General features: G+C 59.1%; 18 protein-coding genes and 1 pseudogene. 12 read left to right on the top strand and 7 right to left on the bottom strand.

Going from position 1 to position 17,401, the window contains the following annotated elements; genetic code table 11:
• Positions 1-106: 106 nt before the first annotated feature.
• Both ppk2 and FHT76_RS41400 read right to left on the bottom strand, forming a co-directional pair.
• Positions 107-1,024 carry a polyphosphate kinase 2 gene (gene ppk2, locus FHT76_RS12225; RefSeq protein ID WP_183752579.1) on the bottom strand — a complete coding sequence of 306 codons (918 nt, stop codon included), beginning with the start codon at positions 1,022-1,024 and terminating at the stop codon, positions 107-109.
• A 58-nt stretch (positions 1,025-1,082) separates the two neighbouring features.
• Positions 1,083-1,400, bottom strand: a pseudogene (locus FHT76_RS41400) (inorganic phosphate transporter); the annotation flags it as partial.
• Between the two features lie 682 nt (positions 1,401-2,082).
• On the opposite strand from FHT76_RS41400, the gene FHT76_RS12215 reads away from it, so the two are divergent.
• The 4 genes from FHT76_RS12215 to FHT76_RS12200 all read left to right on the top strand — a co-directional run bounded on the left by FHT76_RS12215 (position 2,083) and on the right by FHT76_RS12200 (position 4,702).
• A complete protein-coding gene (locus FHT76_RS12215; protein WP_246712554.1) occupies positions 2,083-2,739 on the top strand; it encodes a hypothetical protein in 657 nt (218 codons plus the stop codon).
• A gap of 492 nt (positions 2,740-3,231) precedes the next feature.
• On the top strand, positions 3,232-3,477 hold the full coding sequence (locus FHT76_RS12210) for a helix-turn-helix domain-containing protein (RefSeq protein ID WP_016552825.1): 246 nt from the start codon (positions 3,232-3,234) through the stop codon (positions 3,475-3,477).
• Positions 3,478-3,713: 236 nt separating this feature from the next.
• Complete coding sequence (locus FHT76_RS12205) at positions 3,714-4,169, top strand: hypothetical protein (protein WP_259185607.1); 456 nt, start codon at positions 3,714-3,716, stop codon at positions 4,167-4,169.
• A gap of 65 nt (positions 4,170-4,234) precedes the next feature.
• Positions 4,235-4,702 (top strand): DUF4174 domain-containing protein, encoded by a 468-nt coding sequence (locus tag FHT76_RS12200; RefSeq protein WP_259185606.1) that lies wholly within the window; start codon positions 4,235-4,237, stop codon positions 4,700-4,702.
• A 21-nt stretch (positions 4,703-4,723) separates the two neighbouring features.
• Here FHT76_RS12200 and FHT76_RS12195 read toward each other — a convergent pair whose 3' ends face one another.
• Both FHT76_RS12195 and FHT76_RS12190 read right to left on the bottom strand, forming a co-directional pair.
• On the bottom strand, positions 4,724-5,605 hold the full coding sequence (locus FHT76_RS12195) for a LysR family transcriptional regulator (RefSeq protein WP_183752571.1): 882 nt from the start codon (positions 5,603-5,605) through the stop codon (positions 4,724-4,726).
• Positions 5,602-5,916: a putative quinol monooxygenase gene (locus tag FHT76_RS12190; protein ID WP_183860136.1), complete on the bottom strand. Its 315-nt coding sequence runs from the start codon at positions 5,914-5,916 to the stop codon at positions 5,602-5,604. The genes FHT76_RS12195 and FHT76_RS12190 overlap by 4 nt, the downstream gene beginning before the upstream one ends.
• 186 nt (positions 5,917-6,102) lie before the next feature.
• On the opposite strand from FHT76_RS12190, the gene FHT76_RS12185 reads away from it, so the two are divergent.
• The 8 genes from FHT76_RS12185 (at position 6,103) to FHT76_RS12150 (ending at position 14,475) form a co-directional block, all read left to right on the top strand.
• Entirely contained in the window at positions 6,103-7,599 is a 1,497-nt protein-coding gene (locus tag FHT76_RS12185; protein ID WP_183860134.1) for a CoA-acylating methylmalonate-semialdehyde dehydrogenase, read from the top strand.
• A gap of 211 nt (positions 7,600-7,810) precedes the next feature.
• Positions 7,811-8,293 carry an iron-responsive transcriptional regulator RirA gene (rirA, locus tag FHT76_RS12180; RefSeq protein ID WP_016552831.1) on the top strand — a complete coding sequence of 161 codons (483 nt, stop codon included), beginning with the start codon at positions 7,811-7,813 and terminating at the stop codon, positions 8,291-8,293.
• A gap of 331 nt (positions 8,294-8,624) precedes the next feature.
• A complete protein-coding gene (locus FHT76_RS12175) occupies positions 8,625-10,220 on the top strand; it encodes an ABC transporter substrate-binding protein (protein ID WP_183860132.1) in 1,596 nt (531 codons plus the stop codon).
• 90 nt (positions 10,221-10,310) lie between these two features.
• A complete protein-coding gene (locus FHT76_RS12170) occupies positions 10,311-11,315 on the top strand; it encodes an ABC transporter permease subunit (protein WP_183752561.1) in 1,005 nt (334 codons plus the stop codon).
• A 9-nt stretch (positions 11,316-11,324) separates the two neighbouring features.
• On the top strand, positions 11,325-12,215 hold the full coding sequence (locus FHT76_RS12165) for an ABC transporter permease subunit (RefSeq protein WP_183860130.1): 891 nt from the start codon (positions 11,325-11,327) through the stop codon (positions 12,213-12,215).
• A gap of 1 nt (position 12,216) precedes the next feature.
• A complete protein-coding gene (locus tag FHT76_RS12160) occupies positions 12,217-13,053 on the top strand; it encodes an ABC transporter ATP-binding protein (RefSeq protein ID WP_183860128.1) in 837 nt (278 codons plus the stop codon).
• On the top strand, positions 13,050-13,889 hold the full coding sequence (locus FHT76_RS12155) for a dipeptide ABC transporter ATP-binding protein (protein WP_259126546.1): 840 nt from the start codon (positions 13,050-13,052) through the stop codon (positions 13,887-13,889). The genes FHT76_RS12160 and FHT76_RS12155 overlap by 4 nt, the downstream gene beginning before the upstream one ends.
• A gap of 52 nt (positions 13,890-13,941) precedes the next feature.
• Entirely contained in the window at positions 13,942-14,475 is a 534-nt protein-coding gene (locus FHT76_RS12150) for a gluconokinase (protein WP_259126547.1), read from the top strand.
• 8 nt (positions 14,476-14,483) lie between these two features.
• Here the strand turns inward: FHT76_RS12150 and FHT76_RS12145 are convergent, their stop codons facing one another.
• The 3 genes from FHT76_RS12145 to FHT76_RS12135 all read right to left on the bottom strand — a co-directional run bounded on the left by FHT76_RS12145 (position 14,484) and on the right by FHT76_RS12135 (position 17,358).
• Positions 14,484-15,731: an FAD-binding oxidoreductase gene (locus tag FHT76_RS12145; RefSeq protein WP_259126548.1), complete on the bottom strand. Its 1,248-nt coding sequence runs from the start codon at positions 15,729-15,731 to the stop codon at positions 14,484-14,486.
• A 74-nt stretch (positions 15,732-15,805) separates the two neighbouring features.
• The gene (locus FHT76_RS12140) at positions 15,806-16,306 is read right to left on the bottom strand and encodes an isoprenylcysteine carboxyl methyltransferase family protein (protein WP_183752551.1); all 501 of its coding nucleotides are present in this window, start codon (positions 16,304-16,306) and stop codon (positions 15,806-15,808) included.
• Positions 16,306-17,358, bottom strand: a complete 1,053-nt coding sequence (locus FHT76_RS12135) for a type III polyketide synthase (protein WP_259126552.1) — start codon at positions 17,356-17,358, stop codon at positions 16,306-16,308. Before FHT76_RS12135 ends, FHT76_RS12140 begins: the two co-directional genes overlap by 1 nt.
• Between the last annotated feature and the right edge of the window lie 43 nt (positions 17,359-17,401).

Below are 17,401 nucleotides of genomic sequence, written 5' to 3'. Positions count from 1 at the left end.
GCCGCACGCGAGCCGACCGTCTTGCGACCGGCCGGAGCACTTGGCTGGATGCGTCGTCACGCGGAGGCCCGGTCTGGCGGGCGTAGCCCGTCAGACACAAGGCGGGTCAATACTTCGGGGGAACGTAGAGCTCCTGCGGCAGCACCTTGCGCTCGTAGTCGGGATTGAAGACGCGGTCGGGCAGCGTGATTTCCTCGTGTGGAACATCGCCGTAGGGTATTTGCTGCAGCAGGTGATCGATGCAGTTCAGTCGGGCACGCTTCTTGTCGTTGCCTTCCACGATATGCCACGGCGCTTCGGGAATATTGGTGCGCGCGAAAGTCTCTTCCTTGGCCTTCGTATAGGCCTCCCAGCGGACGCGCGATTGCAGGTCCATCGGCGACAACTTCCACTGCTTCAGGGGATCGTGAATGCGCACGAGGAAGCGCATCTGCTGCTCTTCGTCGGTGATCGAGAACCAGTACTTGACGAGCCGGATGCCGGAACGGACGAGCATGCGCTCGAATTCCGGAACGTCGTTGAAGAATTGATCGACCTGGTCCTCGGTCGCAAATCCCATGACGCGCTCAACGCCAGAGCGATTGTACCAGGAGCGATCGAAGAGGACGATTTCACCGCCGGCTGGCAAATGCGGCACGTAGCGCTGGAAGTACCACTGCGTCTTCTCGCGGTCGGAAGGGGCGGGCAAAGCGACGGTGCGGACGACACGCGGATTGAGGCGCTGCGTGATGCGTTTGATCACGCCGCCCTTTCCTGCGGAGTCGCGACCTTCGAAGATCACGACAACCTTCTCTTTGTTATAGACCACCCAATCCTGAAGCTTGATCAGCTCCGCCTGCAGCGACAACAGCGCGCGGAAATAGTCGAGCCTCGGGATCGAGACCGGATGGGCGTTTCGATAGATCTTGCGGATTGCGTCGGAGAGTGCCGGTTCCGAGAGTTCCAGCTCATAATCCTCATCGAGGGTGTCGGCCAGTTCGGCCTCAAGCCAATCTGAATGTTCGGTGTCGGATTTGTTGTTCATGGACGTTCACCCTCAATGCGTTCGTGGCAAGGTTTGAAGTAAGGTTGCCGAGCCGGCGTCAGAACAATTGGCGCAAGACGACAAACAAAAGAAAGGCGATCATGGTCGAGGCAGGAAATGTCAAAATCCACGCCGTCAGCATGTTCCTGACCGTCGACCATTGCAGCCCCGAGCCGTTCGCGGCCATCGTCCCGGCCACACCGGACGATAGTACATGTGTCGTGGAAACCGGCAATCCCAGGTGATCGGCTGCACGGATCGTTGCCATTGCCACGACTTCGGCAGCGGCACCTTGGCCATAGGTCAAGTGCGTCTTGCCGATTTTCTCGCCGACCGTGACGACGATGCGCTTCCAGCCGACCATTGTGCCGAGCCCCCCAAGTTCCGCCGGCATCGACCGTGTGTAGATGACGGTCGCAACGGCGTTGGCCGTGTCATGGAAGCCGTTTACGAACTCGAAGCCGAGCGCAATGAGCAGCGCGATCCCAAGCAGAATCCAGGAAACGGCGACGGCGCTGGTTAGCTCCCGGCCAAGCGCGTAGGCAACATAACCAAGTCCTGCAAGGAGCAGAATCAAGAAGACTGGGAGGAACCATCTTCCTGCGCTGCGTCCCTCCAGTGGGTGGCTCGCTCGATCGTGACGATGTTCTTCACCCTGAACTATTGTCATCTTTCGGCTCCTCTTGGGACTGGCCCTTAGTCGGGTCTATTCCCATAGAATGAAGCTCCTGTGACATCAGGCGCCCGGCCTGTGCATTGAGTGCAAAGAATTTCTCATCTTATACGTGCGGCTTTCCTTGAATTAGGCAAAGATACATTGCGATATCTCTATATGGACGCGGTTCAGCCACCTTCTCGCCGCCCTTTGTTCATTCTTTACTAATAAATCCATTGCCGGGGAACGGGGCACCAAAGAGGGATCACAGACTGTCGGAACGTTAATTCGCTCACTTGTAGATGCCGATCGATATCGGCGCCTGGTGCGATTTCCCGTGTCCTGACACTCAGACCTACCTGCGTTCCAACGCTGTGATCCAAAGAATGAAAGGTGCATAAGTATGGGATTTACTCTCCTTATTCAGACTCTCAGCCAAGATCCTGCAGTATCAATCAAGTCTGCATTGAGAATAGTGCATTTCATTGGGTTGGCACTCGGGCTTGGCGCCGCAACAGTGCTCGATCTTCTTGTGTTGCGGTTTTTGGTCAGAGGCAAGATCACCGAAGATCATTGGAAGGTCTTCAAGTTCGGCTCTAAAGTCGTTAACTGGGGCCTGATCCTGCTCTGGGCCACAGGACTTGGTTTTCTCACTTATTATGGTGCGTTCGATCCGGCGAAGCTGGGCAATGAGAAGATCTGGGCCAAGATGACCATCGTGCTCATCCTGACCGTCAACGGCGGCTTTATCCACTCCGTCATCCTTCCGCGTGTAAAGAAGCAGATCGGTCGTTCGATTATGGAAGGCCTGCCGTCGTCGCATCGTAGTGTGTTTATCGTCTCTGGTGCGATTTCGGCCGTCTCCTGGTACGTGCCGATGATGCTCGGCGCGCTGCCGCAACTCAACTTCGCAGTGCCGATGGGTACAATCCTGCTCGCCTACGCGGCCCTGCTGGGCTCGGCGATCTTGTTTGCCCACGCATTGCTGTTCGTCGTCCCGACCGGAAGCTCTGAGGACGCTTCAGAGGAAGACGTCGCTTTGTCCGCCAAGTTTGCGTGACAGCCACATTGAGGCGCGTGATCTTCGGGCCACCCGCTACATGATCCCTTGACCTAGCGGTATCGTTGGATCCTACCTTTATCCGCTCGGCCTGGACTTGCTTCGGAAAATGCCTTGCCCCTTTTCGAAGCAAGTCCGGCCACGCATCGGTCTTTGCCGATGCGCCTAACCAGGAGCCTTGGCTCTTGTCTCATTTGCCCGATTTCGATCGCAATGATTCGTCCTCAAGCCGATGTGAATGCCTAAAAATAGGTGACAAATCGCCGCGTGCCGGCCGTTTTTTACATCGATGGCAGCGTGGATGAAGCGGGCGGGACTGTCAGGCAAATGTGCTTTGCTTACAAAGGACAATGGGGTTTTAGGACCCGGTTCGGCTTCCCGCTGGCGGGCTCTGGCCGATCACGAATTAACCATACTGCATTGCAAATCGTGATCGGGAGTGCCATTTTCCCGCCGGGGGCTAATTCAGAGTGATTTCAGAAGGAGACTTAAATGTCCATTTCGCTCAGCAATCTGGATGCATCCAAGGCTACCGCCGTTTCGGCCGTGAATGTAGCCGGTGCTGTACGTGCCGCTCGTGAGGCGGTCGGCTATAGCGTCGACGACCTCGCAGTAACCTGCGGTTTGGTTGTTAATGAGATTGAGGAAATCGAGAGCGGTGAGGATGCTGATCCCGCCAAGCTCAAGCGGATCGCCTCTGCACTGCAGGTGCCGGTCTCATCGTTTGTTCCGATGTGAACATAATCTCAGGGCCGGGCGGCATTTGCCGCCTGGCCTTGCCTGCCTTCAGGCACCTTAAAACGACCCTTAATCCTTCTTTAACTTTTCCCTCCGAACCGGCTGAACGCTTTTGCCCGCAAAGGGTAGTTTTACCGTCGCTGATTGTGCGGTGCGTTAGCAACTTCATAGCAAATCTCCCTCGAACGAGCCGAGCGCCACCGCGCTGCGGTGGTTTACTGTATCGGGGAGGTAGAATGAGCCGGGTACGCATTGGCGCCACGCGGATTGACTTGAACGAAATCATCAAGCGCGGCGTGCTTGCCGTCTTTTCCGTTCTCGCGGTCTTGCTGCCGATCCTGAAGGTTAGTTCCCTGGGTGAATCCGACGATGTTGTTCTCGGTGACTTTCCGCTCCTGGGCGGCGCTGCCTATCTGTTACCGGTGGCATTTCTCTGCGGCCTTGCGACCGTTGTCATCGATGGCATGAGGGCGCATGCGCGCTTCATCGACATGGCCGGACTGATCGTCGCGTTCGTCGCCGTCCTGCGCGGCGCCTATGCTCTTGGCTCAAGTTCTGCGCCGGGCGCGGCAGCTGGATCCATGCAGAGGCTGGATCAGCTGGCGCAGGTTTCCCTGTCCTACGGCAGCATAGCCTTGTTGCTGGTGCTGCTCGGTGCCATCTGGCAATTGCGGAAATCCTGGCGCAGCTGAGCCCCGTTGCGGTGGATGGAACCGTCCATACTCCTTCGACGTTCCGTCGAGAGGAGATAATGTGCATGTCGAAAACGCTTCTATATGGTGCCACCAAGGTGGATGAGGACAACAGCGCCTATTCCGCCCTCACAAGTCTCGAGCAGTTTCAATGGCGCAATCGCGTCCTGGTCATCTTCGCGGATAAGAAGAATGCACGGGCCGCGCGCCAGGAAAATCAACTCCTTGCCAACCGGGATTCCTTGCAGGAACGCGACATCGTCCTTCTCAAGATTGTCGGCGGTAGCGTGAGAGTGCTTTTCGGGGCAGGTGAAAATCTCGACGCTGCGGCGATCGCAAGCGAACTCAGCAATCCGACGGTTGGAGATTTTGTCGCCTTTCTTGTCGGCAAGGACGGGACGGTGAAACTGAAGGTCGGCGAGCCGATCACGAGCGGCGAATTGTTCACGATTGTCGATGGCATGCCAGTGCGCGCAGCGGAGGTCGCTGCAGAGAAGCAGCAGATCAGCGACGAGCCTGACAGGCGCGACTGACCATCATGCGCTGCGCCGGTGTCACAGGAATATGTGGCGCTCGGCAGCGACGAGTTCCTGCAGGAAATCGGAAACCGTGCGCACCCGCACGAGTTCCCGCGCGCTCTCGTGAAATGTCGTCCAATATGCCCGCCGGATCGAAATATCCGGCAGGATGCGTACGAGTGCCGGGTGCTGGCGCGCGATGTAATCATGCAGGATGCCGATGCCGGCGCCTGAGAGCACCGCTTCTGTCTGCCCCGTCGCCGATGAAATCTCGAAGCCGGCGTTCCAGTTGCGCATCACCTCTCCGGTGAAATTCAGCGACTGCGAGAAGATCAGATCCTCGACATAGCCGATACGCCGATGCTGCTTCAACTGCTCTGCATCGGCGGGCAGGCCATTGAGTTCGGCGTAGCTCCTCGACGCATAAAGTCCGAGCGTGTAGTCGGTCAGTTTGGCCGAGACCAGGCGGCCTTGCTCGGGCCGCTCCAGCGTGATGGCGATATCGGCCTCGCGCTGTGAGAGTGAGAACGACCGCGGCACCGGCACAAGCTGGATCTTCAGTTCCGGATGGCGCTCGATCAGCCGACCGATGCGGGGCGCAAGAAACGAAACCCCGAAACCATCCGGTGCTCCCACGCGCACGGTTCCCGCGATTGCCGTATCCGTGCGACCGAGATTGGCCTGCACGGAAAGCATTTCGGTTTCCATTCGCTCTGCGGAGGCAAGGAAAACCTCGCCTTCCGCCGTCAGTTCGCAGCCGTTTGTGCGGCGGACGAAGAGGCGGCTCTTCAGTGCCTCCTCCAGCGAAGTAAGGCGCCGCGAGAGCGTGGCGTGGTTTAGACCCAGCCTCTTTGATGCGGCCAGGATCTGACCTGTGCGGGCAACGGCGAGGAAGATGCGAACGTCGTCCCAGTTCATGGCTTGCCGTGCATGGCGATTGGATCGACGTCGAGCAACGTCAGGGACGTCACCATACCCGCGGTCGCGCTCTTGTATTTGAGGAAATGCGGAGTCTGCAGGTGTGCTTCATACGCCGCCTGGCTCGCGTACACCTCGAGAATACGAATGCTGTTGGGACTGTCCTTGACGGAGACCGCATTCAGCGACAGAACGCCGGGCTCCAATGCGACGGACGCCTCGATCTCCTCGGCCAGCAGAGCCCGATAGGATTCAAGCTGATCGGAGTCGATCTCGAGCTCCGCTATTCTGACAACCAGTTTCCCGCTCATCGAGCACTATCTCCTCTCCAGTTTGGGCCGGCCGTGGTAGTCTGGTCATGTCCTTTGCAGGCCTTGAGGAAGCGCAGCTCGATTTGCCGGGCTTCAATTTGTGCACAACGGTTGCTTATCGCAGCTCATTGATTTGTGCAAATTGTAGTGCGAATGTTCGCCATCCAAAAAACAGGAGGAGCACTCATGCGTGAGATTGGTCATTTCATCGGCGGCAAGCATGTCGCCGGCACCAGCGGCCGCACCAGCAATGTCTACAATCCGGCCACCGGTGAAGTTCAGGCAACGGTAGCGCTCGCGAGCGTCGAGGACATGCGCGCCGCGGTCGAGAACGCCAAGGCCGCTCAGCCGAAGTGGGCCGCCACCAACCCGCAGCGTCGTGCACGCGTTTTCTTCAAGTTCGTCGAGCTGCTGAACAAGCATATGGATGAACTCGCCACCCTCCTGTCCACCGAGCACGGCAAGACGGTCGAGGATTCGAAGGGTGACATCGTCCGCGGTCTGGAAGTCTGCGAATTCGTCTGCGGCATCCCGCACCTCCAGAAGGGCGAATTTACCGAGGGCGCGGGTCCGGCAATCGACATGTACTCGATGCGCCAGGCAGTCGGCATCGGCGCGGGCATCACCCCGTTCAACTTCCCGGCCATGATCCCGATGTGGATGTTTGCGCCGGCAATCGCCTGCGGCAACGCCTTCATCCTGAAGCCGTCCGAGCGCGATCCGTCCGTTCCGATCCGCCTGGCAGAACTCATGATCGAAGCTGGTCTTCCGGCCGGTATCCTCAACGTCGTCAACGGCGACAAGGCTGCAGTCGACGCGATCCTCACGGATCCCGATATCGGTGCTGTTTCCTTCGTCGGCTCCACACCCATCGCCCGTTACGTCTATGGAACGGCTGCCATGAACGGCAAGCGCGCCCAGTGCTTCGGCGGCGCCAAGAACCACATGATCATCATGCCGGATGCCGACATGGATCAGGCCGTCAACGCTCTGATGGGCGCAGGCTACGGCTCTGCCGGCGAACGCTGCATGGCGATCTCCGTCGCCGTGCCGGTCGGTGAGGACACCGCCAACCGCTTGGTCGAGAAGCTGGCACCGAAGATCGAGTCGCTGCGCATCGGCCCTTACACCGACGACAAGGCCGACATGGGTCCGCTCGTCACCAGGGACGCCTATAACAGGGTCAACGGCCTCATTGACCGCGGTGTGGAGCAGGGTGCCAAGCTCGTCGTCGATGGCCGCGGCTTCAAGCTGCAGGGATACGAGGACGGCTACTTCGTCGGCGGCACGCTGTTCGATCATGTCACGCCCGACATGGACATCTACAAGACCGAGATCTTTGGGCCGGTCCTTTCCGTCGTCCGCGCCAAGAACTACGAGGAAGCCCTCGATCTGCCGATGAAGCACGAATACGGCAATGGCGTCGCGATCTATACCCGCGACGGCGATGCCGCCCGCGACTTTGCATCGCGCATCAACATCGGCATGATCGGCATCAACGTGCCGATCCCGGTTCCGCTCGCCTACCACTCCTTCGGCGGCTGGAAGGCATCAAGCTTCGGCGACCTCAATCAGCACGGTTCGGACTCGATCAAGTTCTGGACCAAGACCAAGACGATCACCGCCCGCTGGCCCTCAGGCATCAAGGACGGCGCCGAGTTCGTCATGCCGACGATGAAGTAAGGCAAAGGAACGAACCTTATCGAATTGGGGGCTGCGGCCCCCAATTTGCATTTCGGGATGTCGGCGCGTAGGCACCTGGGAACTGTTGCAGAAGCAATTGTCGCGGCAATCGGTCTCACATAAGGTGAATATGGTTTTCATATTTTGGAATTGTTCAAAACTAGCAAAGCCCCTATATAGACGATTGTAGACGACGATTCTGGAGATCGGCATGCGTTTGACCAAGCAGACCAACTATGCGGTTCGCATGTTGATGTATTGTGCTGCCAACGATGGGCAGTTGAGCCGGATTCCTGAGATTGCGAGGGCATACGGCGTTTCTGAACTGTTCCTGTTCAAGATCCTGCAACCCCTCAACAAGGCAGGTCTCGTTGAAACCGTCCGCGGCCGCAACGGCGGCGTGCGGCTCGGCAAGCCGGCGAAGGACATCAGCCTGTTCGACGTCGTTCGCGTCACTGAGGACAGTTTTGCGATGGCAGAATGCTTCGAAGACGACGGCATGGTCGAGTGCCCGCTTGTCGATAGCTGCGGTTTGAACTCTGCCTTGCGCAAGGCCCTCAACGCCTTCTTCGACGTGCTGACGCAATATTCGATCGACGACCTCGTCAAGGCACGACCGCAGATCAACTTCCTGCTTGGCCTGACCGGCGAACAGGAACACCGCAAGCCTCGCGTGGCGGCACCCGCCGCCTGATCAGCGATGACAAAGTTTTGATAGGCCGTGGCTGCGTCAAGCGCCGCGGCCGTTCCGTTTTAGGGGAGTTTTTGTCGGTAAATTCGCGTGAAGCGTGTGCGCAAAAGTCGCCATCGACGCGAAATTATACCAAATGCGACAAGAATCGAGTTTATCCAGTCCGATTATTTCTAAATACGGCCCATTTTTGGCGGAAAATTACTAAAGTTGTCCGCGTGGAAAAATTTTCCACTTCGGTCGTTGATTTCAGCAAACAAATGTCGTTCCATCTGCCGTCATTCCGGGGTCCCCCGGGGTCTCAAATAAAAGAACAAATCTGGGAAATGATATCATGAAAAAGATGTCTGTCTTGCTGGCCGCGACGGTCCTGGCTTCGGCCATGGCATCCGCAGCCTGGTCCAAAACGCTCGTTTACTGCTCCGAAGGGTCGCCGGAAGGCTTCGATCCGGGCATCTACACTGCAGGCACCACCTTCGACGCTTCCTCGCGTACGGTTTATAGCCGTCTCGTCGAGTTCCAGCACGGGAAGACCGAAATCGAGCCGGGCCTGGCCGAAAGCTGGACGGTTTCCGACGACGGTACGGTCTACACCTTCAAGCTGCGTCCGGGCGTAAAGTTCCAGACGACGGAATTCTTCACGCCAAGCCGTGATCTGACCGCTGACGACGTCGTCTTCTCGTTCGAGCGCCAGCTGAAGGCTGATAGCCCGTGGGCGAAGTACGTTGCTGGCGTTTCCTACGAATATGCTGCTGGCATGGGCTTCCCGGAACTCATCAAGTCGGTCGAGAAGGTCGATGACCTGACCGTCAAGTTCACGCTGAACCATCCGGAAGCACCGTTCCTTGCCGACCTCGCAATGGACTTCGCGTCCGTCGTGTCCAAGGAATATGCCGACAAGCTGCAGGCTGACGGCAAGATGGAACAGATGAACCAGATGCCGCTCGGCACCGGTCCGTTCACCTTCGTTGCCTACCAGCCGGATGCCGTCATCCGCTACAAGGCCAACGAAACCTACTTCAAGGGCAAGGAAAAGATCGACGATCTCGTTTTCGCGATCACCCCGGACGCTTCCGTCCGCGCTCAGAAGCTGAAGGCCGGCGAATGCCACATCATGCCTTACCCGAACGCTGCTGACGTCAAGGATCTTCAGACGGACTCGAGCCTCAAGGTTCTGGAACAGCCGGGCCTGAACGTTTCCTACCTCGCCTACAACACGCTCCAGGCCCCGTTCGACAAGGCCGAAGTGCGTCAGGCGCTGAACATGGCGATCAACAAGCAGGCGATCGTCCAGGCCGTCTTCCAGGGCGCCGGCCAGGTTGCCAAGAACCCGATCCCCCCGACGATGTGGTCGTATAACGACGACATCAAGGATGACGTCTACAACCCGGACGAAGCAAAGAAGATGCTCGAAAAGGCTGGCGTCAAGGATCTCTCGATGAAGATCTGGGCAATGCCGGTTTCGCGCCCGTACATGCTGAACGCACGTCGCGCCGCTGAACTGATGCAGGCTGACCTCGCCAAGGTCGGCGTCAAGGTCGACATCGTCACCCATGAATGGGCTGAATACCTGAAGCTCTCCAAGGACAAGGCCCGCGACGGTGCTGCGATCCTCGGCTGGACCGGCGACAACGGCGACCCGGACAACTTCCTTGACACTCTGCTCGGCTGCGAAGCCGTTGGCGGCAACAACCGCGCGCAGTGGTGCAACAAGGAATTCGACGATCTCGTGAAGAAGGCCAAGAAGACCGCCGACGTCGCAGAGCGCACCAAGCTCTACGAACAGGCACAGGTCGTCTTCAAGAAGGAAGCTCCGTGGGCGACCATCGATCACTCCACGGAATTCGTACCGATGAGCGCCAAGGTTTCCGGCTACGTGCAGGATCCGGTCGGTGTTCACCGTTTCGACGGCGTTGATATCGCCGAGTAATCAAAATTATGCAAAGATGCCCGGCAATCCCGGGCTTGGCCGGCGGTCAGGTTTGATACCTGACCGCCGGAACACTATGGACACTTGCCAATGTTGCGATTTCTCATCGGACGCCTTGCGATCCTGATCCCAACCTTCATCGGCGTTTCACTCATCGCCTTCTCGTTCATCCGACTGCTGCCCGGTGACCCGGTCATGCTGATGTCGGGCGAGCGCGTGATGGCGCCGGAACGCCATGCCCAGGTCATGCATGATCTCGGCCTCGATCGACCGGTCTACGTTCAATACCTTGATTACCTCGGCAACGTGGTGCAAGGCGATCTCGGTTCGTCGATCGTTACCAAGCGCCCGGTTCTGCAGGAATTCGGCTCGCTCTTCCCGGCGACGCTCGAGCTTTCGCTTTGCGCGATCATTTTTGCCATCGTGCTTGGCATTCCCGCCGGCGTCTTTGCCGCGGTCAAGCGAGGAACCTGGTTCGACCAGAGCGTGATGGGCGTTGCCCTCGTCGGCTATTCGATGCCGATCTTCTGGTGGGGCCTGCTGCTCATCGTTCTCTTCTCGAACACGCTGCACTGGACGCCCGTGTCCGGTCGTATTTCGCTGATGTATTTCTTCAAGCCGGTGACCGGCTTCATGCTGATCGACAGTCTGCTCTCCGGCCAGGCCGGTGCATTCAAGTCGGCGTTCGTCTCGCTCATCCTGCCGACAATCGTCCTCGGCACCATTCCGCTTGCGGTCATCGCGCGCCAGACGCGCTCGGCCATGCTGGAAGTGCTCGGTGAAGACTATGTACGAACCGCTCGCTCGAAGGGCCTAGCGCCCTTGCGCGTCGTCGGCTTGCACGCGCTTCGCAACGCGATGATCCCGGTCGTGACGTCGATCGGTCTGCAGGTCGGCGTGCTGCTCGGCGGCGCGATCCTGACGGAAACGATCTTTTCCTGGCCGGGCATCGGCAAATGGATGGTCGATGCCGTCTTCAAGCGTGACTACACCGTTGTGCAAGGCGGCCTGTTGCTCATTGCCGGCATCATCATGATCGTCAACCTGATCGTTGACCTCATGTACGGTCTCATCAATCCACGTATTCGTCACTAGGAGCGGCTTATGAGTGCGATAACCACCAAGTCGACCCAGCCGTCAGGGCTCTCTGAGTTCTGGTATTACTTCTCCCGCAACAAGGGCGCCGTCATCGGCCTCGGCGTCTTTCTGTTGGTGCTGGTGATGGCGATCTTCGCGCCGTTGATTGCACCGCATGATCCGAACGTTCCTTTCGACGGCATGCAGCGCGTCCCGCCGGTTTGGGCGGAAAAAGGCAACCCGATGTTCCTGCTTGGAACCGATGCCGTCGGTCGCGATATGCTGTCGCGCCTGATTTATGGAACGCGCTTCTCTCTGTTCATCGGCCTTGTCGTCGCGTCGCTTTCGGCTGTCGCCGGCGTGCTGCTCGGTCTTGTCGCCGGGTATTTCCGCGGCCGCACCGATACTTTCATCATGCGCGTCATGGATATTATCCTGGCTTTCCCGTCGCTGCTGCTCGCTCTGGTGCTGGTCGCCGTTCTCGGACCGGGCCTGCTGAACGCCATGATCGCCATCTCGATCGTCAACCAGCCGCATTTCGTGCGCTTGACGCGCGCCGCCGTGATCAGCGAGCGCGAGAAGGAATATGTTGTCGCATCGCGCGTGGCCGGCGCAGGCACTTTCCGTCTCATGTTCAAGACGATCCTGCCGAACTGCCTGGCGCCGCTGATCGTTCAGGCGACACTCGCATTCTCCGCTGCGATCCTCGATGCCGCCGCCCTCGGCTTCCTTGGCATGGGCGCCCAGCCTCCGACATCGGAGTGGGGCACGATGCTCGCCGATGCGCGCGAATTCTTCCAGAGCTCTCCGTGGCTCGTCACTTTCCCGGGTCTTTGCATTCTGATCACCGTTCTCGCTATCAATCTGATGGGCGACGGACTGCGCGATGCGCTCGACCCCAAACTGAAGAGGTCCTGAGATGGCACTTCTTGAAATCGAAAATCTCGTCGTCGAGTTCCAGACCTCCACGGGTCCGTTTCGTGCCGTCGATGGCGTATCGCTGAAGGTTGATGCGGGCGAAGTCCTGGCAATCGTTGGCGAGTCGGGATCCGGTAAGTCGGTCTCCATGCTGGCTGCGATGGGCCTCCTGCCGTGGACCGCAAAGGTGACGGCAGACAAGATGGTCTTTGACGGCCGCAATCTGCTTGGCATGTCGGCAAGCGAACGACGCAAGATCATCGGCAAGGATATGTCGATGATCTTCCAGGAGCCGATCGCCAGCCTCAATCCGTGCTTCACCGTAGGCTTCCAGATCGAGGAGGTCCTGCGGATCCATCTCGGGCTTGATAAGGCTGCGCGGCGGAAGCGCGCGATTGAGCTGTTCGAGGCTGTTGGCATTCCCAACCCGGCCGAACGGCTCGGCCACTTCCCGCACCAGATGTCGGGCGGCCAGTGCCAGCGCGTCATGATCGCCATCGCGATCGCCTGCAATCCGAAGCTCTTGATTGCCGACGAGCCGACTACCGCACTCGACGTCACCATCCAGAAGCAGATCCTCGATCTGCTGATGCGGCTGCAGACGGAGCACCGCATGGGTCTCATCATGATCACCCACAACATGGGCGTGGTCGCCGAGACGGCCGATCGCGTGATCGTGCAGTACAAAGGACGCAAGATGGAAGAGGCCGACGTCCTGTCGCTCTTCGAGTCTCCGAAGAGCGACTACACGAGAGCACTGCTCGCCGCCCTGCCGGAAAACGCCACCGGTGACCGACTGCCGACCATCGGCGAGATTTTCAAGGGAGCGGCCCAATGACGCCAGTCCTCGAAGCAAAGAACATTGTCCGCAACTATTATCTGCCGGGCGGTCTCTTCAAGAAGGAGAGAACCGTACATGCCGTCAAGGGTGTGAGCTTCAAGGTGGAGCAGGGCAAGACACTGGCGATCGTCGGCGAAAGCGGTTGCGGCAAGTCGACGCTCGCCCGCATCGTCACGATGATCGATCCGGCGAGCGGTGGCGATCTCTTCATCGACGGCAAGAAGGTCGATATCGCTGCAGGCGATCTGACACCGGAAATTCGCCGTAAGGTGCAGATTGTCTTCCAGAACCCCTACGGCTCGCTGAACCCGCGCAAGAAGATCGGCGACATCCTGATGGAGCCCCTGATCATCAACACCGATACGCCCGCCCCCGAGCGGCGCGAATTGGCGATGGCGATGCTCAAGAAGGTCGGCCTGCAGGAGATCCATTTCAATCGCTATCCGCACATGTTCTCCGGCGGCCAGCGCCAGCGTATCGCGATCGCCCGCGCTTTGATGCTGAAGCCGCGGCTCCTGGTTCTCGATGAGCCGGTGTCTGCACTCGACCTTTCGGTCCAGGCTCAGGTTCTCAATCTGCTCGCGGATTTGCAGGACGAGCTGAACCTCACCTATGTCTTCATCAGCCACGATCTCTCGGTCGTTCGCTACATGGCCGACGACGTCATGGTGATGTATTTCGGTGAGGCTGTGGAGTATGGCGCGCGGGATCAGGTTTTCAACGATCCGCAGCACAGCTATACGAAGACCTTGTTTGCTGCGACACCGCGCGCCGATGTCGACACCATTAAGGCTCGCCTTGCGCGCAAGAGTGCGGCACTCGCCGCGTCATAGGAATATGGTTCTCCCCGTTCCGGGAGTGCCGGAACGATAAGAGAGATAAACGATGCCAGAGACCAACAAGACCCCTCATGCCATCATCGTCATGGGGGTCAGTGGTTGTGGCAAATCCTCAATCGGCCTGAAGATTTCGGACGCCCTCGGCATGCAATTTGTCGAGGGTGACCAGCTTCATCCTGCGTCGAATGTCGAGAAGATGTCGAAGGGCATTCCGCTGACCGATGACGATCGTATTCCGTGGCTCGACCTCATCGGTCAAACTATGAAACAGGCGCTCGATCGCGGGCAGGGCGTCATCGTTTCCTGTTCGGCGTTGAAACGCACCTATCGCGACCGGCTGCGCAACGCCGTGAACGGCAACCTGTTCTTCGTTTATCTGTCAGGTTCGAAAGAGCTGCTGACGAAGCGGATGGGTGAGCGGAAGGGCCACTTCATGCCCCCATCATTACTTGAAAGCCAACTCGCGACACTGGAAGTGCCGACCGGCGAGCCCGGCGTGGTGACGGTCGATATCGATGACAGCATCGACGGGATTGCAAGGGCGGCACTCCGGGATTTGTCGGGACTCGGTATCGCCTAGGGGAGAGTTCACGGATTGAAACGCTGCGGCGAATAGGCGGAAAGATCGACGAATGGCCTCTCGCCGGTCATGACCTCAGCCAGAGCACGGCCTGTAACCGGCCCCAGCGTCAAGCCGTGGTGGGCGTGGCCGAAGGCGAACCAGAGCCCATCATGCCGCGGCGCTTTTCCAATGATAGGCATCATATCAGGGGTGCACGGGCGAGCGCCCATCCAGGGCTCCGGATCAAGCCTTTCGCCGAGCGGAAAGACCGTGCGCGCCACCTTCTCGGCTCGATCGAGCTGCACGGGCGTCTTTGGCGCATCCATGGCGGCGAATTCAGCGCCCGTCGTCAGTCGTATGCCGCGGTTCATCGGTGCAAGGAAATAACCGCGCTCAGCATCGAGCGTCCAGTTGTTGAGGGTCGCATCCTTTGCCGCGGCATAGTGCATGTGGTAGCCGCGCTTGACGCCGAGCGGAAAGGCATAGCCGAGCCGTCGGGTTGCTACCGCGGCCCAGGGGCCGAGCGCCAGGACCGCATCCTCCGCGTCCAGCGAGCCTTCGCTGGTTACCACCCTCCAATTTGCCCCAGAGCGGCCGAGAGAGTTGGCATCACCGGTCAGGTATCTACCGCCCAGGCTTTCGAAATAAGCGCGATAGGCCATCGTCAGCCCGTGCGGATCGAGAACCGACCAAGGATCGCGCCAGCGTAGGCCGCCGACGAAATCTCCGTTGATGTGGGGCTCCAATCGCGCAACGCCAGCAGCATCCAGCTGCTCATAGCTGATCCCGAATTCCGCCCGCAGCCGTTCGGCCTCGGCAAATTCTGCATCACGCTTGCCGGCCGTGCGGAAGATCTCCATCCAGCCATTCTTGCGGATCAGGTGCTGCGCATTGGACGCCTCGATCAGATCATTGTGCTCCGATATCGAGTGCTGGATCAGCGGCGCATAGGCGCGGGAAATCATTTCGTGGCGTTTGGCGTTGGAATTCCACCAATAGCGGGCGAGGAAGGCAAGTTGGCCGGGCAGCGCCTTGAGATGATAGTGGGCATCGATCCGGTTGTTGAAAGCGTAGCGGACCAGAACGCCGAGCTGTTGTGGAAAGCCGTAGGGAACGACACCCTCGCGTTGAATGAGTCCGGCATTACCAAAGGACGTTTCCTTGCCTGGCGCCTTGCGATCGATCAATGTCACCTGCCGTCCCCGGCGCTGCAGATGGATGGCTGTCGATACGCCGACGATCCCGGCGCCAAGCACAATTGCGTTCTTTGTCATTTCCGTGCATTCCACCTATTTCAGGCAATGAAAATGCCGCTCCGGCAAGTCGCACGCAAACGAAAAATTGCGTTTCATTTCAAAAACATTGCGGTTCTCAACGCCTCATTTTCCGCTTTGATGCGGACGTAGAGTACCGCCGCGTTCAGCGCCGAAAATATCGCGGCGTAGACGGGCATCCCAAAGGCGAGGGGAAGGACGGCGATCTCGCCGGCGACGACCGCATAGTTCGGATGCGTCATGAACCGGTACGGTCCACCGCTGACGAGGGGAGCGCCGGGCAGCACGATGATGCGTGTCGTCCACCGCCCCTTGAGCGTGCCGATGACCCAGAGACGACCTGCCTGCAAAACCACGAAAACGGCCAACCACACTGGGTCGATCGGGCGACCAATTGCCAGCAGCCACAATCCGGCAATCCAGCAGCTGTGCAGCGCCACCATGTAGCGATAGTGCTCCGGCGCGACCTCCTTCGCGCCGCTGTCCAAAAGCGCCCGCGTATTGCGGCGGGCGAGAACGAGTTCCGCGAGGCGCTGGGCCGTCACGAAGGCGAGGAGGGCAACAGAGGGCCACATTACGCGACCCTCTTCAACGTTACGCAGCTCGCCGCAAAGCCTGGCCCCATTGCGACCATGGCGCTACGTGGCGGCAATCCGGCCTTCAAGACGCGTTCCAGTACGAAAAGGATCGTCGGCGAGGACATGTTGCCATATTCGGCGAGCACGGCGCGCTCATGATCCAGTTTTCCTGCTTCGAGTGACAGAGCGCTTTCCAAAGCTGTCAAGACTCGCGCGCCGCCGGGGTGACAGATGAAGCGATCGATATCGCACCGGGACAGGCCGTTACGCGCCAGTATTCCGTCGACGGCGGGGCCGAGTTCAGCCTCGGCAAAGGGCGGCAGCGACTGGGCGAGAACCACGCCAAAGCCGGTATCGTCGATCTTCCAGCCCATGATGCCCAGCGTATCGGGGAAAAGGTGCTCGCCCGTCGACTCGACCTCAGCCTTGCCATGCGGCCCCGCCCGGAGAACGCAGGCCGCCGCGCCATCGCCGAAAAGAGCCGTGGCGATAATGTTGGCGCGTGTCAGTTCGTCGAGCCGGAACGCGAGCGTGCAAAGTTCGATGGTCACGAAAAGCACGGTCTTGCCCGGCCGGTCGCGGGCAAACCGCGAGGCAATGGCGAAGCCCGAAACGCCCGCAGCGCAGCCGAGCCCGAAAACGGGAACACGTTCGATATCCGAGCGAAAGCCCATTTTTTGCGCGAGCTGTGCATCAAGGCTCGGTGTCGCGATCCCAGTGGATGAGACGGTGACGATGCAGTCGACGTCACGCCCCTGCAGTCCCGCCTGTTTCAGCGCGTTGGTGGCGGTTTCGAAGAACAGGCTGCGTGCCACCTCGCCATATGCTTCCATCCGGTCCTGCCAGCCGTGCGGTTCGATGAACCACTCCAGTGGACGCGCGGCATAGCGCTTCTTGATGCCGGAATTTTCGAAGACGCTGGCAAGGTGAGAGAAATCCTTGAATCGGGACGAAAACAGCCGGGCGGACGTCTCCGCTGCTTCCTTCTGGGTGATGACATGCTCTGGTGTCGCGACGGCAAGACTCAACAGTTTTACGGTATCACTCACGGAATGCTCCTTTTGGCCGGCGCGAACGGCTAACACCTCAGCT

This window comes from Rhizobium sp. BK176 (assembly GCF_024808055.1).
This window is presented reverse-complemented; position numbering and strand designations above follow the sequence as displayed.